General features: G+C 62.4%; 20 protein-coding genes. 14 read left to right on the forward strand and 6 right to left on the reverse strand.

Annotation, left to right across the window (positions count from 1 at the left end; translation table 11 throughout):
* Positions 1-6: 6 nt before the first annotated feature.
* Positions 7-2,070, reverse strand: coding sequence for a protein kinase domain-containing protein (locus EK373_RS17615; RefSeq protein ID WP_129645036.1), 2,064 nt, complete (start codon positions 2,068-2,070; stop codon positions 7-9).
* Between the two features lie 74 nt (positions 2,071-2,144).
* Here EK373_RS17615 and EK373_RS17620 point away from each other — a divergent pair, with 74 nt between their 5' ends.
* The 6 genes from EK373_RS17620 to EK373_RS17645 are packed head-to-tail and all read left to right on the forward strand — an operon-like array spanning position 2,145 to position 8,032.
* Positions 2,145-3,236: an ABC transporter ATP-binding protein gene (locus EK373_RS17620; protein WP_129645037.1), complete on the forward strand. Its 1,092-nt coding sequence runs from the start codon at positions 2,145-2,147 to the stop codon at positions 3,234-3,236.
* A 4-nt stretch (positions 3,237-3,240) separates the two neighbouring features.
* Positions 3,241-4,296, forward strand: a complete 1,056-nt coding sequence (locus tag EK373_RS17625; protein ID WP_129645038.1) for an ABC transporter ATP-binding protein — start codon at positions 3,241-3,243, stop codon at positions 4,294-4,296.
* Positions 4,293-5,183 carry a carbohydrate ABC transporter permease gene (locus EK373_RS17630; RefSeq protein ID WP_129645039.1) on the forward strand — a complete coding sequence of 297 codons (891 nt, stop codon included), beginning with the start codon at positions 4,293-4,295 and terminating at the stop codon, positions 5,181-5,183. The genes EK373_RS17625 and EK373_RS17630 overlap by 4 nt, the downstream gene beginning before the upstream one ends.
* On the forward strand, positions 5,180-5,992 hold the full coding sequence (locus EK373_RS17635) for a carbohydrate ABC transporter permease (RefSeq protein ID WP_129645040.1): 813 nt from the start codon (positions 5,180-5,182) through the stop codon (positions 5,990-5,992). The genes EK373_RS17630 and EK373_RS17635 overlap by 4 nt, the downstream gene beginning before the upstream one ends.
* 5 nt (positions 5,993-5,997) lie before the next feature.
* Positions 5,998-6,273, forward strand: a complete 276-nt coding sequence (locus tag EK373_RS17640) for a DUF2160 domain-containing protein (protein ID WP_129645901.1) — start codon at positions 5,998-6,000, stop codon at positions 6,271-6,273.
* A 25-nt stretch (positions 6,274-6,298) separates the two neighbouring features.
* The gene (locus tag EK373_RS17645; RefSeq protein ID WP_129645041.1) at positions 6,299-8,032 is read left to right on the forward strand and encodes an ABC transporter substrate-binding protein; all 1,734 of its coding nucleotides are present in this window, start codon (positions 6,299-6,301) and stop codon (positions 8,030-8,032) included.
* A gap of 8 nt (positions 8,033-8,040) precedes the next feature.
* Here the strand turns inward: EK373_RS17645 and EK373_RS17650 are convergent, their stop codons facing one another.
* Complete coding sequence (locus tag EK373_RS17650; protein ID WP_129645042.1) at positions 8,041-8,556, reverse strand: hypothetical protein; 516 nt, start codon at positions 8,554-8,556, stop codon at positions 8,041-8,043.
* Between the two features lie 433 nt (positions 8,557-8,989).
* On the opposite strand from EK373_RS17650, the gene EK373_RS17655 reads away from it, so the two are divergent.
* The 7 genes from EK373_RS17655 (at position 8,990) to EK373_RS17690 (ending at position 20,556) form a co-directional block, all read left to right on the forward strand.
* The gene (locus tag EK373_RS17655) at positions 8,990-10,171 is read left to right on the forward strand and encodes a putative porin (protein ID WP_129645043.1); all 1,182 of its coding nucleotides are present in this window, start codon (positions 8,990-8,992) and stop codon (positions 10,169-10,171) included.
* A 7-nt stretch (positions 10,172-10,178) separates the two neighbouring features.
* Positions 10,179-11,897 (forward strand): methyl-accepting chemotaxis protein, encoded by a 1,719-nt coding sequence (locus EK373_RS34030; RefSeq protein WP_129645044.1) that lies wholly within the window; start codon positions 10,179-10,181, stop codon positions 11,895-11,897.
* Between the two features lie 2 nt (positions 11,898-11,899).
* A complete protein-coding gene (locus tag EK373_RS17665; protein WP_198683403.1) occupies positions 11,900-12,379 on the forward strand; it encodes a chemotaxis protein CheW in 480 nt (159 codons plus the stop codon).
* Between the two features lie 152 nt (positions 12,380-12,531).
* Positions 12,532-15,072, forward strand: a complete 2,541-nt coding sequence (locus EK373_RS17670) for a M36 family metallopeptidase (protein WP_198683404.1) — start codon at positions 12,532-12,534, stop codon at positions 15,070-15,072.
* 58 nt (positions 15,073-15,130) lie between these two features.
* Complete coding sequence (locus tag EK373_RS17680; RefSeq protein ID WP_129645045.1) at positions 15,131-15,544, forward strand: hypothetical protein; 414 nt, start codon at positions 15,131-15,133, stop codon at positions 15,542-15,544.
* A gap of 336 nt (positions 15,545-15,880) precedes the next feature.
* Positions 15,881-18,940, forward strand: a complete 3,060-nt coding sequence (locus tag EK373_RS17685) for a TonB-dependent receptor (RefSeq protein WP_129645046.1) — start codon at positions 15,881-15,883, stop codon at positions 18,938-18,940.
* Between the two features lie 65 nt (positions 18,941-19,005).
* Positions 19,006-20,556 (forward strand): tetratricopeptide repeat-containing sulfotransferase family protein, encoded by a 1,551-nt coding sequence (locus EK373_RS17690; RefSeq protein WP_129645047.1) that lies wholly within the window; start codon positions 19,006-19,008, stop codon positions 20,554-20,556.
* Here the strand turns inward: EK373_RS17690 and EK373_RS17695 are convergent.
* Together EK373_RS17695 and EK373_RS17700 are read right to left on the reverse strand one after the other, a co-directional pair.
* Positions 20,484-21,182: a molybdopterin-dependent oxidoreductase gene (locus EK373_RS17695; protein WP_129645048.1), complete on the reverse strand. Its 699-nt coding sequence runs from the start codon at positions 21,180-21,182 to the stop codon at positions 20,484-20,486. The genes EK373_RS17690 and EK373_RS17695 overlap by 73 nt on opposite strands.
* A gap of 76 nt (positions 21,183-21,258) precedes the next feature.
* Complete coding sequence (locus tag EK373_RS17700) at positions 21,259-21,885, reverse strand: LysE family translocator (protein WP_129645903.1); 627 nt, start codon at positions 21,883-21,885, stop codon at positions 21,259-21,261.
* A gap of 194 nt (positions 21,886-22,079) precedes the next feature.
* On the opposite strand from EK373_RS17700, the gene ggt reads away from it, so the two are divergent.
* Positions 22,080-23,810, forward strand: coding sequence for a gamma-glutamyltransferase (gene ggt, locus EK373_RS17705; protein WP_129645049.1), 1,731 nt, complete (start codon positions 22,080-22,082; stop codon positions 23,808-23,810).
* On the opposite strand, the gene EK373_RS17710 is transcribed toward ggt, so the two are convergent.
* Both EK373_RS17710 and EK373_RS17715 read right to left on the reverse strand, forming a co-directional pair.
* A complete protein-coding gene (locus EK373_RS17710; RefSeq protein ID WP_129645050.1) occupies positions 23,811-24,152 on the reverse strand; it encodes a hypothetical protein in 342 nt (113 codons plus the stop codon).
* A gap of 169 nt (positions 24,153-24,321) precedes the next feature.
* Positions 24,322-25,758: an efflux transporter outer membrane subunit gene (locus tag EK373_RS17715; RefSeq protein WP_129645051.1), complete on the reverse strand. Its 1,437-nt coding sequence runs from the start codon at positions 25,756-25,758 to the stop codon at positions 24,322-24,324.
* Positions 25,759-25,760 lie beyond the last annotated feature (2 nt).

The raw sequence follows: 25,760 nt of genomic DNA on the forward strand, positions 1-25,760 counted from the left end.
GGGTGGCTACTGTTCGAGGGTCCGTACGGCGGCCCCGTCTCGCGTGTACTCGAACTCCAATACCCAGACACGAGCAGCGTCGGTGTCCGCGGGAACGAACTGCCATTCCCTCGCGGCCCGTTCCGAAAGGCGAGCGAAATATTTGCTCGGTCCGGCGTTTTCCATGAGCACGCCGATCACGTTGCCGGTCGGGTCGACGAGCACGCGCACGCTTACGTAGATGCGGCCTTGAATCTCGCTCCGGATTTTCTGCGGAACGGTCGGCAGGACGTCTTTGAGTATGGAGGAAGAGGTTGCCGCCGCTGGGGCCGGTTGCTCTGGCGGAGGAGAAACAGCGACGGAGAGTGTCGGCTCGGGTTCCGCGACCTTCTCAGGTGCCGGCGGCGGCGTCACAGGCGCGGGGACGGCGGCTTGTTGCAACGGAGCAGGCGACTCGCTTGTAGATTGCAGGCCGATCCATACAGCGGTCGCTAACAAGAGCGCGCCAGCCGCGATACCTAATATATGTCGCTTGGGCGCATTCTCGGTGGGCGCCGCCTCTTGCGAGGTGGCTGTTGCTGGTCGAGGTGGCGCGATGGCTACTGGGGTGCCTGGCGCCGGTTGAGTTGGTGGAACTATTCGCGGAGTGGTTGCTATAGGCTGAGCTGGTGGGACTACTCGCGGGGGAATGTTTGCAGGCTGAGCCTGATCGACCGCTCGCTGAGCGTTCGGCAGCGACTGTGCCGGGTCAGCCACTCTCGGAGCAATGTTTGCAACCTGAGGCGGAGCGGCCTCTCGCGGGGCACTCGATGTGGGCTGAGCTGGTGCAGCCACCTTCGGAGCAATGTTTGTAGCCTGAGCCGGAGCGGCGTCTCGCGGAGCACTCGGCACAGGTTGGGATGACGCAGCTGGCTTCGAAGCCGTGTTTGCAGGCGGAGGCGGAGTGACGTCTCGTGGGGCGCTTGAAACAGGCGGAGATGAAACAGCTACTCGCGAAGCCGTGCTTGCAGCCTGAGGCGACGTGCCTTCTCGCGGCGGACTCGATACAGGTTGTGATGACGCAGCTGCCTGCGACGCAGCCTTTGCAGATGCAGGCGGAGCAATCCCGGGCGAAACACTCGGTGGCGCGTGAAATGAAACCGTCACTCGCGAAGCGGTCTGTATAGGCTGAAGAGGCGGGACCTCTCGCGGGAAGATCGGCAAGGCCTCAGTTAGGGAGGCTACTCGCGAGACAATCTGTGGATGCTGAGGCGAAACTGCCGCCGGCGGTGCACTCGGCACAGGCGGCGGCGCTACCGGCGACACCTTCTGTACTTGCGGCTCGGGTTTCGAAGCCGGCGCGGCCTGCGGCGCAAGTTTATATTCAGCTCTCAGCTCGATGATCGAAGGCCGCTCGGCCGGCGATGGGCTCAAACAGCGCCGCACTGTCTCCACCAATGTCGCCGGCAACCCCGCCGGCAACCAAGCCTCATCGAATTGTTGGTCGATCGAGATTCGCGGTCGCGCCGTGAGGGCCTCGACCAGTGTCGCGCCCAGGCTCCAGACATCGCCCGCGGTGGATATTCCATGATCCTGGCCGGCCGGCCGAATCGTGTCGGTGGCGAGTTTTAGCAGATCGCCGACCGCCAGAAAGTTCGACGGCTTCAACTGGCTGTGGACCAGCTGGCGTCGGTGCAGAAAGGTGAGAGCGTCCAGGACCGGAGGCAGCAACTCCTGCACTTCCTCGGCGCTCAATGGCCGGCGGCGCAGGATCTCGGCGAGCGTCTGATCGCCATATTCCATCACGACAAATAAATAGTCCTGCCCCGCGACCTGCCACCGGCCGACCTCGAAGAGCTGGACCAGGTGTGCATGGGACAAATTGACCGCCGCCTGCCACCTCACCAGCAGGGGCTGCGCTTGCGGCGCATCCGCCCGGACGAACTTGATCGCGGCTTCGGCCAGGTTCTTGGCCTTGTGTTCGGTGAGGAACACCGCCCCCTGGTCCGACCAGCCCAGGCAACGGCGCAGAGCAAAGCGCCCCTGGACGACCTGGCTTTGCCATTGGGTCCACGCGTCGGCGATCGTTGTCTGGCTCGGTTCCGCGCTCATTTGTGTTGTATTCGACGCCCGCGTCGATTGGATTCCAGTCTGCCCCTGGCGGCGCGACGTTATAGTATCGGCCCATGGCAGGACCCCCCTTGCAGTTGGTCGACGTGAGCTATCGAGCTGGCTCGGCGACCTGGCTGCATCCGATGAGCCTGTCGCTAAAAGCCGGCATGTCCGTGCTGCTAGGCGCGACATCCGCCGGCAAGACCACCCTGATGCGCCTGATGGCCGGGCTCGAGCAACCCGCGAGCGGGCGCATCCTCGTCGACGGCAAAGATGTGACCGGCGTGCCCGTCCGCCGGCGCAATCTCGCCATGGTGTATCAGCAGTTCATCAACTATCCGTCGCTCAGCGTGTTCGAGAATATCGCCTCGCCCTTGCGGCTCGCCGGACGACCGGATGCAACTGTCCGGCAACGAGTGGGGGCGATCGCCGAAACGCTGCGCCTCACCCCCTTGCTGGAGCGTCGGCCCGCCGAGCTCTCAGGCGGTCAACAACAGCGCGTGGCGCTGGCCCGGGCGCTGGCCAAGGATGCAGAGCTGGTGCTGCTCGATGAGCCGCTTGCGAATCTCGATTACAAGCTGCGCGAGGACTTGCGCAACGAGCTGCGAAATCTGTTTGCCAACGGCCGAGCCACCGTCGTCTATGCGACGACGGAACCGCAGGAGGCCTTGCAGCTGGGTGACGAAACGCTGGTGCTCGATGTCGGGCGGCTGGTTCAACAGGGCAACACGTTGGATATATTCCGGCGACCTGCGACGCTCGCGGCCGCCCGGGCCTTCAGCGATCCGCCGTTGAACGAGATTCGGGCGCAGGTCGATTTGAGCGGCGGTATGGCCATCATCCGAGACGATCTGCGCCTGCCGCTCGCGCCGCCAGCATTATCGGCACTGAGCAAGCGATCGGGCGACGTCATTCTTGGCATCAGAGCTCACCAATTCACCGCGAGTCCGGCGCCGGGCGGGGCGTCGATCACGGGCCGAGTCGATCTCGCCGAGATCAGCGGCTCCGAAACATATGTGCACGTTTCGCACCACGACCTGTCGCTGGTGGCGCAACTGCCGGGGGTGCACGAACTGACTATCGGCGAGCGCTGCACCTTGCACGTCGAGCCCAGTCATATCTATTGCTTCGATGCGAGCGGTCAGCTCATCTTCGCGCCTCATTGAAGCTATGGCACGAATCGAGCTCATCGACGTTGCACACGCTTACGGCCAGAGCTGGGCCCTGAAACAAATGACTTTGTCGTGGTCGGACGGCGGCGCCTACGCGCTGCTGGGACCGTCGGGCTGTGGCAAGACGACGCTGCTCAACATCATTTCCGGATTGATTGCGCCCACCCAGGGAAAAATTCTGTTCGACGGGCGGGACGTGACGGCGCTCGAGCCGCAGCAGAGAAATATCGCGCAAGTGTTCCAGTTTCCGGTCGTCTACGACACGATGAGCGTGTACGACAATCTCGCATTCCCACTGCGCAATCGCGGCTGGAAGGAAGGCGAGGTGCGCAAGCGCGTCCACGAGATCGCCGAGATCCTCGAACTGCAGAGCGACCTGCCGAGGCGGGCGCACGGATTGGCAGCGGATGTGAAACAGAAGATTTCGCTCGGGCGCGGGTTGGTCCGGCCCGATGTCGCTGCAGTCCTTTTCGACGAACCGCTCACTGTCATCGATCCTCACGTGAAATGGCTGCTGCGACGCCAGCTCAAGCAGTTGCACCAGCAGCTCAATCTGTCGCTCATCTATGTCACGCACGACCAGACCGAGGCGCTGACCTTCGCCGATCGCGTGGTCGTGATGACGCAGGGGGAAGTTGTCCAGGTGGGCACGCCCGAGGCGTTGTTCGAATCGCCCGCGCACCGGTTCGTAGGGCATTTCATCGGCAGCCCGGGAATGAATTTCATCGCTTGTGACGGCGCGCCACCTCGCATCGAAGGTGTGCCCATCAGTACGTCGAGCACGCAACAGCCCGAGCCGGGCGCGACACTCGCCATCGGCATTCGCCCGGAGTATCTGCAGGTGCATTCATTGCCCGGTCCGAATCGCGTGCCGGCCATCGTCACTTCGGCTCAGGATCAGGGCACGCAGTGGATGGTGCAACTGCAGATCGGCAAGCGCACGGTATGGAGCAAGATTCGGCACACGAGCGAACCGGTCGGCATCGGGCCCGCGTTCGCTTACATGCCACCAGATAAGTGCGCGCTCTACGCCGACGACCGGAGAGTGGCATGAGCGTTGCGAAGCCGGTCAACCAGCGCGCCTGGTGGTTGGTACTGCCGGTGCTGGTAAGCGTGGCGTTCTCGGCGCTGATTCCGTTGATGACCGTCGTGAACTACTCGGTGCAGGACATCCTGAGCCCGTCGCAAAGCGTGTTCGTCGGTTGGGAATGGTACAAAGAGGTGTTGCGCGATCCCGAGCTGCACAGCGCACTGGTCCGACAGCTCATCTTCAGCGCCGCCGTGCTGGCGATTCAAATCCCACTCGGTATCGCGCTGGCGCTATCGATGCCAAGAGAAGGGTGGCGCTCGTCGCTCGTACTGGTCCTGCTTGCGATGCCCTTGCTGGTGCCTTGGAACGTGGTCGGCACGATCTGGCAGATCTTCGCGCGCGCCGACATCGGCTTGCTCGGTTACGTGCTGACGCAGATGGGCTTCGACTACAACTACGCGCAAGACCCTTGGGATGCATGGATAACGGTGCTCGTCATGGATGTATGGCATTGGACGCCGCTGGTCGCACTGCTTGCATTCGCGGGGCTGCGGGCGATTCCCGAGGCGTACTATCAAGCGGCTCGCATCGATGGAGCTTCGCGATGGGCCGTCTTCCGCCATGTCCAGCTGCCGAAACTGCGCAGCGTTCTCATGATTGCAGTGCTGCTGCGGCTCATGGACAGCTTCATGATCTACACCGAACCTTTCGTGTTGACCGGCGGCGGGCCAGGCACGGCGACCACCTTCCTTTCGCAGTACCTGACGCAGAAGGCCGTGGGGCAGTTCGACCTCGGACCGGCCGCGGCGTTCTCGCTGGTGTATTTCCTGATCATTCTGCTGCTGTGTTTCGTGCTCTATAACTTCATGAAGAACGTCGGCGCGGACGAGCAACAGGGCAGGTCGGCATGAGCGCGCGTTCGTTTCCGGGCCGCCGGATCCTGCTCGTTCTGTACTTGTTGTTCGCGCTCGCTCCGATCTACTGGCTCGTGCACATGAGCTTGCGGAGCAATGAGGCCATCACCGGCGCGTTCGCTTGGTTTCCTGAATCCCTTTCGCTGGCGAACTACGTCGGCATTCTGACCGATCCATCCTGGTACGACGGTTACATCAACTCGATCATCTACGTGACGATCAACACCGTGCTGTCGGTGGCGATCGCGTTGCCGGCGGCGTACGCGTTTTCGCGCTATTCCTTTCTCGGCGACAAGCACCTGTTCTTCTGGCTGCTCACCAATCGCATGACGCCGCCGGCAGTGTTCCTGCTGCCGTTCTTTCAGCTCTACACGGCGCTCGGCCTCATCGATACGCACATCGCCGTGGCCCTGGCGCACATGGTCTTCAATGTGCCGCTGGCGGTGTGGATTCTCGAAGGCTTCATCTCGGGCGTGCCGCGCGAGATCGACGAAACCGCGTATATCGACGGTTATTCCTTCCCGCGATTCTTCGTTCGGATTCTGCTGCCGTTGATCAAAGCCGGCATCGGCGTCACGGCATTTTTCTGTTTCATGTTCTCATGGGTCGAGCTGTTGCTGGCGCGCACGCTCACATCCGTGGACGCCAAGCCGATTGCGGCGACCATGACTCGCACGGTGTCCGCCGCAGGCATGGATTGGGGAACCCTGGCAGCGGCGGGCGTGTTGACGATCGTGCCGGGCGCGCTGGTCATCTATTTCGTTCGTCGCTACATCGCCAAAGGCTTCGCGATGGGGAGGGTGTGATGGACCTGCTGTCGTGGATGGCATGGACTGCGCCGGTGGCGATTTTCTTTGCCTGTATCGCAGCGATGCTGATCGGAATGACGATTTGGGAGCTGCGCTCGCCGACGGTGCCGCGCAAAGGTTTGCTGCCGCTGGTCACAACGCGCGGCGATCGTCTCTTCATCGGTCTGCTGCTGGCGGCGTATATCAATCTGGCGTGGACTGGCGCCACCGACCTCACTCAATGGTGGGGCGCGATGCTCGGCGCGGTCGGTCTCGTGTGCGTGATGCGTTGGGGATAAGGGCAGTTCAGTCTAGCGAGGAACCATGAATAATCGGGTGCTCCGGGTTGCGATCTCTGCGGTGGCCTTGTGTTTCACGGCGGCTTCGGGCGCCGACGAAGCGGCGGCGAAGAAATGGATCGATCAGGAATTCCAACCCGCAACGCTGAGCAAGGACCAGCAACTGGCAGAGCTGAAATGGTTCATCGGCGCCGCCAATCAGCTGCGCGCGAAAGGCATCAAAGAAATCAGCGTGGTCTCGGAAACGATCACCACCCACGAATATGAAGCGAAGACGCTGGCGCGCGCCTTCGAGGAAATCACCGGCATCAAGGTCAAGCACGATCTGATCCAGGAAGGCGACGTGGTCGAGAAGCTGCAGACCTCGATGCAATCCGGCAAATCCATCTACGACGGCTGGATCACCGATTCCGATCTGATCGGCACGCACTATCGTTACGGGGCGATCCTGCCGCTGTCGGATTTCATGGCGACCACGGGCAAGGCGTTCACCAATCCCGGGCTCGATCTCAACGACTTCATCGGACGGAAGTTCACGACTGCCGCCGACGGCAAGCTGTATCAACTGCCCGATCAACAGTTCGCCAATGTCTATTGGTTTCGCGCCGATTGGTTCGCGCGCAAGGATCTGCAGGACCGATTCAAGAAGAAATACGGCTACGAGCTCGGCGTGCCGGTGAACTGGAGCGCGTACGAAGACATCGCCGAGTTCTTCAGCAATGACGTGAAGCAGCTCGATGGCAAGCGCGTGTACGGGCACATGGACTACGGCAAGAAGGATCCTTCGCTGGGCTGGCGCTTCACCGATGCATGGCTGTCCATGGCCGGCGCCGCGGACAAAGGCATTCCCAACGGCATGCCGGTGGACGAATGGGGCATTCGCGTCGCTGCGGACAAGTGCACGCCAGTGGGAGCTTCGGTTGCGCGCGGCGGCGCTGCGAATTCACCAGCCGCCGTGTACGCGCTCACGAAGTACATCGACTGGATGAAAAAGTACGCCCCGGCGCAATCGATGGGCATGACGTTCTCGGAGTCCGGCCCCGTGCCGGCACAAGGCGAGATCGCGCAGCAGATCTTTTGGTACACGGCATTCACTGCCGATATGACCAGGAAAGGTCTGCCGGTCGTGAATGCCGATGGCACCCCGAAGTGGCGCATGGCGCCGTCGCCGCACGGACCTTATTGGCAGGACGGCATGCAGAACGGCTATCAGGATGTGGGCTCGTGGACGTTCTTTCGCGGCCACGATCCGAATCGTCTCGCGGCGGCGTGGCTGTATGCGCAATTCGTTACTGCCAAAACCGTGTCCCTGAAGAAATCCATCGTCGGTCTGACGTTCATCCGCGACAGCGACATCCGACACGACTATTTCACGAAGAATGCGGCGAAGTACGGCGGCCTGATCGAGTTCTATCGCAGCCCCGCGCGCATCGCCTGGACGCCGACGGGCAACAACGTGCCCGACTATCCGAAGCTCGCACAACTGTGGTGGCAGAACGTGGCGACCGCCGTCACCGGCGAACGCACGCCGCAGGCGGCGATGGACAATCTCGCCGATCAGATGGATCGTATTCTCGCCCGGCTGGAACGCGCCGGCATGAAGAACTGCCCGCCGAAACTGAATCCGAAGCAGGACCCCAACAAATGGCTGTCGAACAAGGCGGCGCCGTGGGCGAAGCTCGCGAACGAAAAGCCCAAGGGCGAAACGGTGTCGTACGAGCAGCTGTTACAGGCGTGGAAGGGCGGCAAGGCGCGCTGATGAGATAGTCAGTCGTCGCACAACAGCTCGACCTTGCGACTGGCCAGGTCCACGGCCTGCTCATCCTCTGCCGCCGCGAGCTCCTCCTTCGCGGCCTGGCAGTGTCCGGCCTCCGACCTGTTCGCATCGCTCACCTGGCGGATGGCCTCGGCGTTGGCTGGATCGCAGTAGTCCGAGGAGGCGCGACGGATATTCGCGCTGTTGCCGACCCGCTCGATGGCGACACAATCGTTGGGCTTGATCTCGCGCTGATCGCTGACGATGCGTACCGAGCTGCCATCAGACATTTGCACCGTGTACTGAATGCCGGTGCGATTGCCTTGAGTGGCGGCTGTGGCTGCACCGCCAAGCACTGCTCCTGTCGCCGCGCCGCGCCCTCGTGAGCCGCCTCCGCTCGCCAGCACGCCGATCGTTCCGCCGATGAGCGCTCCTTGCGCGGCGTTCGAATCCAGCGTCACTTGCTGGGCGCTTTGCACGACCCCGAACTGTACGGTCGCGCTTTGCCCGACTCGGTGCGATGTCATTTCGCAACCGGCAAGCGCCGTGAGGGCGACAGCAGCGATGCTGAGTCTCACTGGGTTCGACATGGAATTGCACATGCTCATGAGCCTCCGCGCAGCGACGGCAATGCCGAATTGAAAGCATTTGCGCGGTGTCCGCGCATTGGGCCATGGTCCAGTGGCGAGCCGCAGTCTGCAGGACATCTCGGTGCAGGCTGCCAACGAGGGCATTCTGCGTGCACGTTATGGGTATGGTGGACTCCAACTCGTGACGCACTTCACGCCGGGCGCCCGGCCCGGCTCGACATCAGGGAGGGACCCCACTTAGTCATCAACCCCTCTGCGTCTCCCCACGTAAGGCGCCGCCTGAAATAGCGCAGCCTCTCTCAATAGCTACCGGTCAGTGTCGATGAACTACCCGTACGGTTCATAGGCAGACGGTTGGGCAGAAAGAAGTATGTGTGGTAGAGCTATCGCAATCGCGGCGTCGGTCGCCGTCTGTCTTGCGTCCAATGTCTACGCTGCCGAAGCGACCGAAGATCAGGCCGCGGAGCTGCAATCGCTCCGAGAGCGCGTAAAGGCGCTGGAGGAACGGATCGGGCCGGATGCGCAATCTTCGGCTCCCGCTGCCGAAGGCAGAACGATCGTCGGCAATATCGCCTTCTCCGGCGACGCGCGCTATCGCGCCGAGAGCATCGATGTCGGCGACGTGGATAACGATCGGCAGCGCGTTCGAGCTCGGTTCGGCGTGCAGGCAAAAATCACCGATACCCTCCTTACCGGACTCAGATTGTCGACGGGCGAGGGCGACCCGCGCTCTGCACATTTGACATTCTCGGGCGGATACTCGCGACGAAGTGTTGGCGTTGACCTCGCATACCTCCAGTGGTCCATCGCGCCGGAGTTGCGCATGGCTGCCGGAAAGGTCGCTTATCCGAACTGGCAGCCGGCGCAGAGCGTGTTCATCGGCGGCGATTTCAGTCCGGAAGGCTGGTCGAGCGCTTATCGCAGCGACTCGGGCTGGTTCGCCAATGCTCACCACTTCTGGCTGCAGACCCGGTTGGATGCAGCCGATTCGCGGCAAAGCGGCTTGCAGCTCGGTTTTGCGAGCGCCGAGGGCATGCCGACACGTTTGACGGTTGCTGGCGCCTACACCGACTTCACTCACGTCGCAGGCCAGAAGCCGTTTCTCGACGGCGTCAATCCTTACGGTAACAGCTTGAACGCGGGCGGCGAGCTGCTGACCGACTTCGATGTTGCCGAGCTCAGCTCCGAGCTGACGATGAAGAGCTATCCCGGTTCGCTCACCGCATTCGTGCACCTCGCGCGCAACGTCGCGGCATCGGCCAACGACACTGCGTATGCGGCCGGCGTTTCCATGAGCGCTGCGCGTCTGAAGCACTGGCGCGTCGGATATCACTACACCCGCATCGAGAAAGACGCGCTATTCGGCCAATTGATGGACGGCGATTTCGGCGGCGGCAGCACGGACTCGCGCGGCCATGCCTTTCGGCTTTCGTACCACCCGGCGGGCCGCTGGAGCAGCTCGCTGTCTTACCTGCACAACCAAGTGAACATTTCTTCGGCGGCGCCTCAGCCGTTCGACCTGATCCAGCTTGATATCGATTTCACCTACTGAGAACGTCATGAGCTTTGCAAACTTGAAGATCAACACGCGACTGATGGTGGCCTTCGGCATCATCGTGGCGATCCTGATGGGCCTGATCACGGCTGCCAAGGTCAGTCAGGGCAACCAGCTGCAGTCGCAGGATATGAACATTCACACCTACGAGGTGATCCAGCAGGCCGATCGGATCCTGCAGGCGCTGATCAACATGGAAACCGGCCAGCGCGGTTACCTGATGACCGGCACGGACTCGTTCCTCGAGCCGTTCCAGAGCGGCCAGAAGGCGTTCGAGGAAGGTTTCAATGCGATCCGCGATCTCACCTCGGACAACCAGGCGCAGCAGCGCCGGCTGGAGGATTTGCAGCGCTCGCAGCAGTCCTGGCTGCAAAAAGCCGTAGAGCCATCGTTTGCCCTGCGACGGGAAGTGAACGCTGGCGCCAAGCCCATGGACGCGCTGGTGCAGTTCGAGCGCGAGGCGCATGGCAAGCAGGGCATGGATGCGATGCGCACCAAGCTTGCTGAGATCGTGGATGTCGAGGACGATCTCCTCGACGAGCGCACGGCTGCCGCTGCCGCCGCTCGCAAGACCCTGGATGTCGTGCTCATGGGAGGCGGTGCGCTCGCCATTGCGTTGTCGATCGTGCTGGCGATGCTGATCGCCCGGAGCATCGTCAACCCGTTGCGCCAGGTGCTGCGCGCGACCGAAGACCTGCGCGCCGGCGATGGCGACCTGACCTACCGTCTGCCGCAGCTGAGCGCGGAGTTCGGTGAGATCTCCACATCGCTCAACGGCTTCATCGAGAAGCTGCACGACATCGTCTCGACGACTAAGTCGCTGTCGACCTCCATGTCGACGGGCACGCTGCAGATCGCCCGCGGCAACGACGATCTGAGTCAACGCACGCAAGAGCAGGCTGCTGCGCTGGAAGAGACTGCTTCGAGCATGGAAGAAATGACCGCGACCGTGAAACAGAACGCGGACAATGCCCGCCAGGCGAACCAGCTCTCCACCAACGCGCGCTCGCATGCCGAAAAGGGCGGTGCAGTCGTGCAGCGGACCGTGCAAGCGATGGAGGAGATCAACGGCTCGAGCCGCAAGATTGCCGACATCATCAGCGTCATCGACGAGATTGCGTTCCAGACGAATCTGCTCGCGCTCAACGCGGCGGTGGAAGCGGCTCGCGCCGGCGAGCAGGGCCGCGGCTTTGCAGTCGTCGCCAGCGAAGTGCGCAGCCTCGCTCAGCGCAGCGCCACGGCCGCCAAGGAGATCAAAGATCTGATCAACGATTCGGTCGACAAGGTCAAGGCCGGTTCGGAACTGGTCGACGAGTCGGGCCGCACACTGAACGACATCATGGAAGCCGTGAAGCGCGTGAGTGACATCGTGGCCGAGATCGCCGCGGCGAGCGAAGAGCAGGCGCAGGGTATCGACCAAGTGAACAACGCCGTGTCCCAGATGGACACGACCACGCAGCAGAACGCGGCGCTGGTCGAAGAGGCGTCGGCGGCGAGCAAGGCGTTGGAGCAGCAGGCGCAGGGCCTGGTGGCGCAGGTGGGTCAGTTCCGAACTCGCGAAGCGGCTATCGCGCACAGCAAACCGGCCACTCATGCTGGCCACGCTGCCGTGACACCGTTGCGTCGCCCGACCAAGCAGGCGCAGCCGACGCACAAGCATTCGGCTGCGGCAGCGCCGGTCGCGAAGGCGAGCGGGCACGATGCGGCCTGGCAGGAGTTCTGAGCATGAGCTCTGATATGAACGTCGCGCCGGCTCATCAGCAGATACTCACGTTTCAGCTGGGTGAGCAGGTGTTCGGTGTCGACATCCTCCGCGTTCGAGAGATTCGCGGTTGGTCGGCGGTCACATCGGTGCCGGAAACCCCGGCACACGTGCTCGGAGTCCTGAACTTGCGCGGCGCCGTCGTGCCCATCATCGATCTGCGCGCACGGCTCGGGTTGCCTGGCGCCGAAGCGACCGCTACCACCGTGATCATCGTTCTCACGGTGCGCGTGGGTGACGGGCGTCGGGATTTCGGCTTGGTCGTGGATGCGGTCTCCGATGTGAGCGACCTGCAGCCCAGCGACATTCGCGAGACGCCTGCCGGCATGGGCGGCGAACAGCGCAGCGTTCCGACGCTGGCAACACTGGGCGAGCGGATGATCCTGCTATTGGACATCGACGGCATGTTGGTCGACGACCAGCATGTGGCACTCGCCGCGTAGCGCCGCTTGTCGACAAATCAAACGCGTGACATTGGGACGTGTCACGCGGCTGCAACTCACATCGGCCGTGCCCGATTGACAGCAGCTGGCGTCACGTGCTGAATCGCGCGTGACCCACATCCTCAATGTTTGCTCACGGAAGGAGTTGCATCATGAACCGATGCCGAGGATTCACCGTCGCGTCGCTGTCAGTCGCTTGCGGCCTGTCCTGGTTCGCGCCGGCAAACGCTCAAGAAATATCACCGACGCAGGATGCCGAGCGTCACTTCGATGCGCGGCTCGATCTCAACCGGGGCTTCAGCGCTTCCCGATCCAGCGATGCCGTTCAGCCTGAATCGATTCAGGGATTGGTCGCCAATGTGGAAGAGCTCACCGTCGAGTCCAACGAGGTCACCGGAGCGGTGAGCTCGCTGTCCAGCCAGCGCGGCTATCTCACGGGCAAGGCGGGCGGCCGGCACATGGATCTGGCGATGGCGTTCGTTCGCAGCAACGTCGCTGCGCTGGGCCTCGAGCCCTCCGACCTGCAGGGATATGCAGTGTCGGATGTCGTGTATTCGCGAGTGACGGGCGCCACGCACATTTATTTGCAGCAGCGTCACGCCGGCATCCCGGTGTACAACGCGCAGCTGCAGGTCAATGTGAATCGGGACGGCCGCATCATCAGCGTGAACAATTCATTCCTGCCGGGGCTGGCGCAGTCGGTGCGTTCGCTGCGTCCCAGGATGAAACTCGCTGAAGCGGTGGATGCGGCAGCGAAGTTCTCGGGCGTTGGCGTGCCGGTGAAGCCGCCCAAAGGCCGCTTGATGCTGTTGCCGATCCGTCGCGGCGAGGCGCGCCTGGTTTGGAATTTCCAGATCGATACGCTCGATCAGCAGCACACCTGGGACTTTACCGTCGACGCCGACTCGGGTCAGGTCTGGACGCGCTTCGACGGAACGGTGGCCGATCAATATCGAGTGTATGCACAGCCGGTGGAGAGCCCGACGCACACCAGCCCGCTGCCTCCTTCCGACGGTCGCACGCTCGCGGTGAATCCTGCGAACAGCGTCGCGTCGCCCTTCGGATGGCACGACACGAATGGTGCGGCGGGCGCGGAGCTCACCACGACCGAAGGCAACAATGTCCATGCCTACACCGATACGGATAACAACAACTCGCCGGACTCCGGCTCCAGCCCGAGCGGCGGTGCGGCGCTCAATTTCGACTTCGCGATCAATCTGTCGGGAGCGCCGAGCACGTATCGCCCGAGCGCCGTGACCAATTTGTTCTACTGGAACAACATCATTCACGACGTTCAGTATCAGTATGGGTTCGACGAGGCGGCCGGTAACTTTCAGGTCAACAACTATGGTCGCGGCGGAGCCGGCAACGACTCGGTAAGAGCGGAGGCGCAAGACGGCGGTGGAACCAACAACGCCAACTTCGCTACGCCCGCCGACGGCTCGCGGCCGCGCATGCAAATGTATGTCTGGACCAGCCCCAATCCGGACCGCGACGGCGATCTGGATGCGGGCATCGTCGTGCACGAGTATGGCCACGGCATATCCAATCGGCTGGTCGGCGGACCGTCGAACGTCAACTGCCTCACGAATCGTCAGCAGCCCGGCGAAGGACTATCGGATTGGTGGGCGCTTGCATACACCGCGAGAGCCAGCGACACCGGAGCCACGCCGCGTGGCATGGGAACGTATGCGCTAGGTCAGGCCACGACCGGCGCTGGCATTCGCACCCAGCGTTACAGCACCGATCCAGCCGTCAACACCTGGACCTATGCGAGCATCAACGGCATGGCGGTGCCACACGGCGTCGGGTCGGTGTGGGCGCAGGCAGCGTGGGAGGTGTATTGGAAGCTCGTCGATCAATGGGGCTTCAGTGCCAATCTGTACAACGCGTCGGGTGGCGCAGGCAATCAGCGCATGATGTTGTATGTAAACGAAGGATTGAAGAACACCGCGTGCAATCCGACCTTCACCCAGGTGCGCGACGGCATCATCCAGGCCGCAATGGATAACTACGGCGGCGAAGATGTGTGTCGGGTGTGGGAAGCCTTCGCCGCGTTTGGTCTCGGCGCAAACGCAGTCAGCGGCGGCTCTGGCAGCACGGCTCCGACCAACGGCTTCAATGTTCCGGCCTCTTGTCAGGGCGGTGGCGGCACCGTCGTGTTCGAAGACACCTTCGAGACCAGCTTGGGTTGGCAGACGAATCCGAACGGCACGGATACCGCCATCTCCGGAGCCTGGGAACGAGGCGACCCGGAGGCGACTGCTTCCAGCGGTACCAAACAGCTCGGCGCCACGACCAGTGGCAGCAACGATCTCGTCACCGCTCGGCTGGCAGGTGCGAGCGCCGGTGTGAATGACGTCGATGGCGGTGTCACTTCGATTCGGTCACCGGCCATCGCCTTGCCGGCCACGGGCACGCTGACACTGACGTTCAGCCAGTATCTTGCCCATGGCAGTAATGCAACCAGTGCAGACTTCCTGCGTGTCAGCGTCGTGGGCGCATCCACAACCAGCGTGGTGTTCCAGCGGCTCGCCTCGGCAACCGATGTCGATGGCGCATGGGCCACCGCTTCGGCCAGTCTCAATGCGTTTGCGGGGCAGACCGTGCGCTTGTTGATCGAAGCGGCCGATGCAGGCACGGCGAGCCTGGTCGAAGCGGGCATCGACGACGTGCGCATCACGCAACAGTAATCATTGTCGTCCTAATGAGGCGCGGGCCCACCCGGGCCCGCGCTGCTATTCTTTCGCTATGAAATACCATCATGCTCTCGTCCCGCTGCTGCTGGCTGTCGCGCTCGTCGCCTGCAAGTCTGGCGGCGCCGCTGCGTCTCGTGCAGCGAGTCTCGATCAGGAAATTCAGTTGGCGCCGAGACAGCAGGCCGTGTTCGAACCGCACGGACTCACCGTGGAGTTTGTACGTGTGGTTGAGGACTCGCGCTGCCCGACCGATCTGACTTGCGTGTGGGCAGGCGAGGTCAAAGTGCAACTGTCGACTCGGATCGATGTGGCCGCAGCCGAGCAACATGAGATCACGGCGGGCCAGCATGCAACGGTTGGCGAGTTTCAGCTGTTCGTCGTGAAGGTCGAGCCTGAGCGCGTCTCGACGCGCGAAATTTCCGCCGACGAGTATCGGGTCACCTTGAAAGCGTCGACTTCGAAATAAACGGCAGAATCTTTGGATCCAAGTCCTCAATCTTGGATCAATGTTTGCGAGATATATTTGCTCCAATTTGCAGCGCTCGTTGCAACAAAGCATCGCGCAGGCGTCGTTGACTAACAATATCCAGACAACGACTTAGTGGCTGTGCTGCAAAAAAATCCTGCGAACGCGCCAAGTTCGCGCGTCGATTCCGATTTTCTACAGCCCGTATACAGCCGGATCACGCCGGCAATTTAGCTTTTAACGACCAGATTGCAGTTGTATGCTCGACACACGTCGAGCCAATAAGAATGGGGGATCAGCAACAACGTTCAAAACAACAGCTCTCAGGAGGAGATCATGTTGACGAGAAACACACTCGCGGTAGCGGTGAGGAATGCGCTCGCGGTCAGTGCCGCCGCACTGATTGTGAGCAGTCCGGCGTGGGCCCAAAGCACGGGCGGCAGCGTGTTCGGACAGGCAGCCTCGGGAGACACTGTCGTAGTCGAGGGTGAAGGGACAGGATTTCGCCGGGAAATTTCCGTGGGCTCCGATGGTTCTTATCGCGTGCCTGCACTGTCGCCCGGCAGGTACCGAATCACGTTGCGCCATACAGACGGTACGACCGTGGTCCGCGACAGCGTCCTGGTCAGCGCCGGCACAGGTACGCCGGTGAATTTCGTCTCGGCGTCCGACGGCACCCTGACGATGGAAAACATCGTCGTGACCGGAGTGCGTGTCAATCCGATCGATGTTTCCTCGGTGGAGTCGGTCACCATCCTGTCCGCCGATCAACTCTCGAAGATTCCTGTGTTGCGCGATCTCACGTCGGCGGCGTTGCTGGCTCCCGGCGCCGTGCGCGGCGACTTCGCGTTTGCGGACGGTAAGTTGCCGTCGTTCGGCGGATCCTCGGTCGCCGAGAATCAGTACTACGTGAACGGCTTCAACGTGACGAACTCGTTCCGCGGCCTGAACTTCTCCAAGATCCCGTTCGAGGCGATTGCCGAGCAGCAGGTGAAAACCGGCGGGTATGGCGCAGAGTTCGGCCGCTCGCTGGGCGGCGTCGTCAGTCAGACGACGAAGCGCGGCACCAACGAGTTCCAATCGGGCTCCAGCATCTACTGGTCGCCGGGATCGCTGCGCGCCAAGACCAGGAATGCCATCTATTCCAATCCACTCGAGCCGAGCAGCTTGGGCACGGTGCGCTCCATCAACGCAGCAGAGGAGACCGGCGAGTGGACCGCCAATGTCTGGGCCAGCGGCGCGCTGGTGACGGACAAGCTGTTCGCCTTTGCGTTGATCGGCTACAGCGAGCACGAAGAGGACCGCTGGGGCAATGTCACCCAGGCCAACAATACCAACGACAAGACCGAGCGGCCGAGCTGGCTGGTAAAGCTCGACTGGCACATCAACGACGCGAATTCGTTCGAGCTGACTGGCTTCTCCGACCAGGAAGAGACCACCAGCAAGGTTTATCTAAACACTCTCGGGACGGCCAATCGGCTCGGCTTGATCGGCACTCAGTACGAAGAGAACGGCGGCACGAACCTGGTGGGCAAGTACACGAGCTACATCAGCGATTCGTTCACGGTGTCCGCGTTGTATGGCTATGGCGAGTACTCGCGAGGTTTGCACCTCATGACGGCCGACGGCCGGCGCGTCGCATACGGCGGCGATCTCGACACGCCAGCCAGCGGCTGCCCGGTCATCGTCGATGCTCGCTCAGCCGCGCGACGCGCGACCACCGGTACTTACGCGAGTACCTGCAACATCACTGCGACCTTCCCGAACCTGGGCAACATCGAGCGTGAGGACGCCAGGGACGAACGCAATCAGTTGCGCATCGATGCCGAATGGGAGCTGGGCGCACACCTGCTGCGCTTCGGCTACGACCTCGATGACTTCGAGTCCGTGGCGGGCGAGTCGATCGAAGGCGGCCGTCAGTGGCGTTACGCGACCTCGGGCGGGCGCGATGTGGTGCGAGAGCAGATCGTCAATCAAGGCGCCAGCGTCGAGGTCAAGCAACGCGCGTTCTACGTCGAGGACAACTGGAATATCACCGAGAATTTCCTGCTCTCGGCCGGCTTGCGCTGGGACAGCTTCGAGAACTTGAACGGCCAGGGCGAGACCTACGTCGAGATCGACAACCAGTTCGGGCCGCGTCTCGGTTTCGCCTGGGACGTGAAAGGCGACTCATCGATGAAGGTGTACGGCAATGCCGGCCGGTATGCGTTGCCATTGACCGCTAGTGTTGCGATTCGCGGCGCGAGTGCTTCGCTGTTCACCCGCAACGATTACACGTTCACGGGGGTCGATCCCGTCACTGGCGCGCCCACGGGCCTGACATCGCTCGGCACCTTCCGATACGTCAACGGCGAGTTCGGCGCGCCGAAGAACGCGCAGACGATTGCATCGAAGAACCTGGATCCGATGTATCAGGATGAATTCATCTTCGGTGCGCAGATGCGCATCACCAATCATCAGAACATCGGCGCCCGCGCCATCTATCGCGAGCTGAAAGCCGCCATCGACGACAATTGCGATTACACCGCGATCCTGACGAGCGAAGGTTTCAGCTTCGATGAAGATGAAGGGCTCTGGTTCGACGCCAACGGGCGCGCGGCTGCGCTGCCGAACGCCGGCTTTCCATTCTGCCGGATGTTCAACCCCGGCGAGGACGCGATCTTCCTGACCGGCCTTTACGGCGATGGCACGTTGAAGCAGACGACAGTTGATGGCGCTCTGCTCTCGCCGAAGGCGCGGCGCACCTACAAGGCGCTCGAGCTGTTCTGGGACGGCAATTGGGACCGCACGTTCATGCAGGCCACCTACACGCTTGCTTACAGCAAAGGCAATACCGAAGGCGGCGTCAAATCCGACATCGGCCAGGACGACACCAACGTCACCCAGGACTTCGATTACAAAGAGCTGGCCGTGGACTCGTACGGTTATCTGCCGAACGACCGCCGGCACTCGCTGAAGGTGTTCGGCAGCTATTCATTCACCGATCAATTCGCGCTCGGCACCAACCTGCTGGTGCAGTCGGGACGACCGAAGAACTGTCTGGGCGTGCTGTATCCGTATAACGGCATCATCCATCCCTACGGTTCTTCCTTCTTCCGCTGTGGCACGACGGCGGCAGGCGGACAAGCCGGTCCTTCGGAGCCGAGGCCACGGGGCACGGCGGGTCGATTACCCTGGACCTATCAGGTCGACCTGAGCTTTGCTTACACTCCGCATTGGGCTGAAGGATTGACCGCGAAAATGGATGTTTTCAACGTCTTCAACAAGCAAGAAGCCGTCGCTGTGGACGATCGTGCGGAAGATGGCGCGACCGGTGCTCCGGTGAGCACCTATCTCGTGCCTCGGGCATTTCAGTCGCCGCGCGAGTTTCAGTTCTCGTTGGTTTATAACTTTTGAGCGACGGGAGCGAATCTGCTTCATACGGCCGCCGTCAGGCGGCCGTTTCTCATGAGGTGCGTTCGATGCTGGCGAGCGCGGAGGCGCTGGCTGGCAGACGGGAGTGGGACGCAGCGATCGCTGCGTACGAAAAGGTTCTCGCGCTGGCGCCGGACGATCCCCATACGCTAGTGCAACTGTCGTATGTGCATTCGCTGCGAGGGGATTATCGTCGCGCCGAGAACTTCGCGCTCGCCGCCGCACGAACTGGAACGACGGATGCGAAGATCCTTACCGAGCTGCTGCCACGCTTGCGCACATTCAACAGGGGGGCGGAACTGTTGGCGTGCATCGAACGGGCAGGGCCGCCCGCCAGGATGTCCATTCCGCTGCTGATCGCCGCCGGGGCGCAGCTGAGTTATCTCAATCTTCCGGAGCGCGCGATCGACTATCTCGACGAGGCGCGCCGGGCCGATCCCGACTATCCGACGACGCTGCTCGCGCGCACGCAGATTCTCACGTATCTCGGACGATTCGACGAAGCCGAACGAGATGTGAATCGCGCCATCCGCCGTGCTCCGGAGATCGCGCAAGGCTATTGGCTGCGAGCAGGCTTGCGGCGCCAGACTGCCGAGCACAATCACGTCTACGCAATCCGGCAAGAACTTGCGCGTCCCGGACGATCCACGGACGACATTGCGTTGCTGTCGTTCGCGCTTCACAAGGAGCTCGACGACCTGCAGCAATATGACGAGGCGTGGCAGGCGTTGATGCAGGGCTGTCGTGCGAAACGATCGCGTCTGAACTATGACCCTCGCACAACGCAGCATCTGTTCGATGTATTGCGGACGTTCGAGGGCAGCGGCACGGCCCATGGCGACGGCGGTCCAACGCCGATCTTCATCGTGGGCATGCATCGCTCCGGGACGACGTTACTGGAGCAGATGCTCGCGGGGCATCCGCAAATCGCTGCACTCGGCGAGCTCTATGACTTCACTAGCGCGATGCGCTACACGACGGATCGTCATTGCAAGGGCGTGATCGATGCCACCCTGGTCGAGCGAGCGCGCAGCGTCGACCTCGGTGTTGCGGGCAAGCGCTATCTCGACGGCGTTCGATGGCGACTGGGCGAGGCGCGATACTTCACCGACAAGCTTCCTGCCAATTTCCTGAACATCGGTTTCATCGCGCACGCTCTGCCGCAGGCGAAGATTCTGCACATGGTGCGTGATCCCATGGAGACTTGCTTCTCCAACCTGCGTGAGCTCTTTTCTGATGCGAACCCGTACAGCTATGACCTTCGCGAGCTGGCGGACTACTATCGTGGGTACGCCGATTTGATGAGACACTGGCGCGCGCGTTTTGCCGGCCGAACACTCGACGTGGAATACGCGCAGCTCCTGACGGACCCGGAGTCACAACTGCGACGCGTGACGGGGTTTTGCGGTTTGCCGTTCGATCCAGCGGTGCTGGAGCTCGGCTCACGGCGTCGGGGTGTCGTCACTGCGAGCGCCGTGCAGGTGCGCGGCGGTATTCAGATCCGCGATCGGCCCAAGTGGGCGACTTACGAACGCTGGCTATCGCCGATTGCCTTGATGGCGCGAACGATCGGTTCGATGCATGGACGAAATGCGTGACGCAGTATCCATCCGGGCAGGAACTGGCCACGCTCTTCCTGTGCTACCCGGGCACGAGGGTGATCCAACAGGCGCACCTGCGCACGATAACCATGTTCGTCCGGTCGCAGCTCGAGGTGGCTGAGATGTTTCGCATTCTTGTATCCGTAGTGCGCGGGAGCGATGAGGCGGATCGGCGCACCGTGCTCGACGGTGAGCGGCTCACCGTTCAGTCGATCGGCTAGCAGTACGTCGGCGGCCAGCAGATCGGCGAGCGGCAGCGCCGTTCGATAGCGATCCTGGCAGCGAAGTACGACCAGCTCGATCTGCGCGGTCGGGCGCGCCTTGGGAAGAATCAGCTGCTCCCAGGCATCCTTGAATCGAAAGCCGCTCCATTCGAGCGACAGATGACTCCAGCCGGCAGCGCAATGAAAGTCAGCCCGCTGCGTTACGCGCGGCAGTGTTGCGAGCTCGACGGCTGTCAGGACGAGGGGGTGCTCGATTGCACCGAGAATTTCGATACGAACGCCGCTCGCCGGGAGCTTTTGCCTGGCGAAGGCCACGATGCCAAATCGAGGGAAGTCCGGGCGGACTCGTTGACCCGGCGGCAGGCGCGGCCGGGCGGTGTCATCCGAAGTAGTCTGCATGGTTGAATACTGCGTGAGCAGTTTTCATTCCTCAACCTGCAGAAATCGGTGAAAGAAACGACGGCCCAGAACCAGCTCAGGCCGATCTTGCGAAAGCCAGCTTGATGCCCAGTGCGACGAACAGGCCACCGATGCAGCGGTTCATCCATGCGACCATTCCGCTGTTGCGCAGCTTGCCGCTGGCTTGCGCTGCGGACCAGGCGACGAGCAGGTTCCATAGCAGGCTGTTGAAATTGAAGAGCGTGCCCAGGAACAGGAACGCAGCCGCTTTCTCGGTGGCGCCGCTATTGATGAACTGGGGCACGAAGGCCAGAAAGAACAGCGCGACCTTCGGGTTCAGTGCGTTGGTCAAGAACCCCTGCAGAAACACCTTGCGCACGCGCGTCGGCACAGCTGCGGGGCTGGTAGCCGTCGCTGGCCGCTGGATCATCAGCGAGACACCCACATAGATCAGATACGCGGCGCCGCAGATTTTCAGGATAGCGAAAGAGGTGGCAGAGGCCATCAAGAGCGCGGACAAGCCGAACGCTGCAGCCATGATATGTATGAAGCACCCGGCAGTGATGCCAAAAGCAGCGACCGCGCCCGATTTCCAGCCCTGCCGCACGCTGCAGCTCGCGATGTACAGAACATCGGGCCCCGGAGTCACGTTGAGTAGCAACCCGGCGACGACGAACACCATGAGATCGTGCGTTTCGAACATGGCCGCAGGATAGGGCAAGACGGGGTCGCCGCGACAGGATCTTGCCCGAATTCGGTCAGCTCCAAATCGGCCAGGGTTGAGGTCCTGCCGTGAGGCATTCATAAGCGTCTGCTGCTGGCTATCCAACAGGGTATTCAGTTACCGCGCCGACTGCCGCACAATGCGCGGGCCCTTCGGACAGACAGGCCCGCCGCATGAAGCTGCAAGCTCGATGTTTTGTATTTATTTTCACCCTGATCGTCGCGCCGTTGTGCTCCGGCGCGGGCATGCAGCCCGAGCGTGCCGACCATGGCATGGTCGCGAGCGTGCACGAGCTGGCATCGCAGGCCGGCGTCGACATGATGAAGGCGGGCGGGAACGCAATCGACGCGGCCGTCGCGACCGGATTTGCGCTCGCTGTCGTGCATCCGGCCGCGGGCAATCTCGGGGGCGGCGGCTTCATGCTGGTTCGCATGAGCTCGGGCGACACTCACTTCCTCGACTTCCGCGAGAAGGCGCCCGGCAAAGCCTCCGCGACCATGTATCAGGATGCGCAGGGCAATGTGGTTCCGATGCTCAGCCGGGTCGGCTACAAGGCTATTGGCGTGCCCGGCTCGGTCAAAGGCATGGTTCACGCGCAAAAGAAGTACGGCAAGCTGACACTGCAGCAGGTCGTCGCGCCGGCGATCAAGCTGGCGCGCGAAGGGTTCGAGCTCGATTGGGCCGAGGCGCGTGCGCTCACCAACGACAAGCACATGCCCAATTTCCCGGATTCCAAGCGCATCTTCCAGAACGACGGCAAAGGCTGGCATCAGGGCGATGTGCTGAAACAGCCCGAGCTGGCGCGCACGCTGGAGCGCATCGTTGCCAATCCCGATGAGTTCTACACAGGCAAGATGGCGCGCGAGATCGCCGAGTTCATGCAGCAGGGCGGCGGTCTGATCACGGTGCAGGATCTGAAAAACTATGAGGTCGTCGAGCGCGAGCCGGTGCGTGGCAGCTATCGAGGTCTCGAGGTGATCAGTGCGCCGCCGCCGTCCTCGGGCGGTATCGCGCTGGTCGAGACGCTCAACATCCTCGAAGGCTTCGATCTCGCGAAGGCGGGCTTTGGCTCGGCGGAGGCGATTCACTTGATCGCAGAGAGCTACCGTCGCGCGTTCTACGATCGCGCGCAGTACCTGGGCGATCCGGAATTCAGCACGCTGCCGGTCATCGAGCTGGCCGATAAGAGATATGCCGTCGAGTGGCGGGCCTCCATCGACCCGCAGCGTGCCAGCGCGTCGACGCGGCTGGAGCGGCCGCAAGTGTCCAAAGCACTCGCCGAGTACGCGAAAAAGAAGCCGGTGAAGACGGCGCCCGAGTCGACGCAGACGACTCACTATTCGGTCGTCGACAAAGACGGCAACGCAGTCGCCGTGACCACCACGCTCAACGGCAGCTACGGCTCGAAGGTGACGATCGGGTCGCTGGGCTTCCTGCTCAACAACGAGATGGACGATTTTTCGGCGAAGGCCGGTGTGCCCAACATGTTCGGCCTGATCCAAAGCGATGCCAACCTGGTCGGGCCGAACAAGCGGCCGTTGTCGGCCATGACGCCGACCATCGTGTTGAAAGACGGCAAACTCTGGCTGGTGCTGGGCTCGCCGGGCGGCCCGACCATCATCACGACCGTCGCGAACATCCTGATCGGCGTCGCCGACTTCGGGCTCGACATCCAGCAGGCGGTCAATGCGCCGCGCTTTCATCATCAATGGTTGCCCGATCGGATCATCATGGAGCGCAATCGTTTCTCGCCCGATACGGTCAAGCTGCTCGAAGCTCGCGGACACGCGGTCAGCTTCGGCCTCGGCGGCGACGGCGAGTGCATCCAGATCGATCTCGCAACGGGCCAGCGGCTCGGCGCCAGCGATGGGCGCAACGAGCGCGGCAAGGCGATCGGATATTGATCAACTATCCGGAGCGCGGCCCGGCTGGAGGATCCGCTCCCTGAGCAGCAGGAACGGTCGCTCGACTGCCAGCCAGAGCAGCGCGCCGACCGCGATGCTGCTCACAAAGTAGAGCGCAAAACCGCCGGCGCCGCTCATCGACTCCTTGCCGAACAGCAGCTCGTTGGCGTGCGAGGTCAGCTTGTGCGACAGATAGATACTATAGGAGAGGATCGCGATCGTTCCCGCGCCGGGCACACGCCAGGCGCCGAAGGCTCGCTCCCACTCGAGCGACGCAGCTAGGGTGCACGCGCAGCCAAACGCGAGCAGAGGATAACCAAACACCGCTCCGGCCAGCGTCAATGTCGGCCCTCGAAAGCCGGGCGTGGCGGGATAGTGAAAGACGCTGACGCAGAGGGCGTCCCGACCTGACCGAGATGCACGCTCGCGTCACTTCGGCAGTCGATCTCCTGCTGAATGGCGCCCTGGCCGCACCGAGTCAGTACTCATACGCCCAAGCGGTATGTCGGCCTCAGGGCGTCCAGGCGCCGCCGAGCGCTTTATAGACCGCGACCCACTGAGTTCCCAGCTGAGTGTTGCTTTGACTGAAGGCGCGTTCGGTTTGCAGTAACGTGCGACGCGCATCGAGCTCGGCAAGATAGTTGATCATGCCGTGGTTGTAGCGGACTCGCGCGATCTCGTACGCGTCGCGGCTCTGAGCGAGCGCGGTGGCGAGCTCGCTATTGCGCTCTCGCTCGGCGCTGTAGCCGCTCAGCGCATTCTCGATCTCATGCCATGCGCGCAACACCGTTTGCTGATACGTAACAGCAGCCTGCTGTTGATCGAGCTTACGAAGCTCGACAGCGGCGCGTCGACGGCCGCCATCGAAGATCGGCAGGCTCAGGCTCGGCCCGATGGACCACTGCCGAGAGCCCCAGCCGGTGAGATCCGAGCCGTGCAGCGATTGTTGGACGAAGCTGCCGGTCAGCGTGAAGCGAGGATATAAGTCCGCGACGGCGACGCCGATTTCAGCCGTGGCCGCCTGCAACTGGGCTTCGGCCCGTTGAATGTCCGGGCGCCGCCTGGCCATTTCTGAAGGCACGCCGCCGGCCACCGTCGAGGGTACGGAGAAGGTCGGCGGCGTGGCGACGAGTTGCGCATCGAGAGCGCCGGGCTGCACGTTGAGCAACACTGCCAGGGCACTCACGAGCTGCGTTTCCTGTTGTCTCAGTTGCGGGATGTTCGATCTCGCTTCGGCGAGACGGGCGCGCTGCGTGGTGAGATCGAGCTCGTCGACGAGACCGCCCTTGACTCGATACTGCGTAAGCTCCACCAGATCCGCGCTGGCGGCTACGTCCGCATTCGCGATGCGCAGCTGATCCTGTACGCCCCGCAATTCGAGATAGCCGCGCACCACTTCGCCAACCAGAGAAAGTTGAGCGTCGCGCAGATCTTGTTCGCTCAGCCGCACGTTGGCGTTGGCCGCTTCGACCGAGCGGCGCACGCGACCCCACAGGTCCAGCTCCCAGCCGACGTCGAAACCGCCCTGGAAGACACTGAAGGGTTCGCTGAGCAGCGAGACGATCTGGTCGCGACCGCTTGGCGGGGCGATCAAGTCGATCATGCGGGTGGCGGTGCCGTTCTCGCTGGTTCGCTCGCGTGAATAGACGGCGCTGGCGTTCAATACTGGCCAGCGCGCACCCGCCTCGACGCCACGGACTACGCGACTCTGCGCGACTCGCAGCGTCGCGATCTGCACCTGCGCGTTGTTCGCAAGCGCGCGTGTGACGAGATCATCGAGCGTCGGATCCTGGAATTGCTTCCACCACTCGTGTTCGACCGCGGCGTTCGTCGCCGTCGGTGCTCGCCACTGTTGCGGCAGGTCGGCTTGCGGCTCCTTGAAGTCGGGGCCGACGGCGCACGCGCTCAACAGCGCCGAACTGAGGATGATCCAGATCTTGCTTCGCATGA

It is taken from the genome of Peristeroidobacter agariperforans (genome assembly GCF_004138335.1).
Lineage (GTDB): Bacteria > Pseudomonadota > Gammaproteobacteria > Steroidobacterales > Steroidobacteraceae > Steroidobacter > Steroidobacter agariperforans.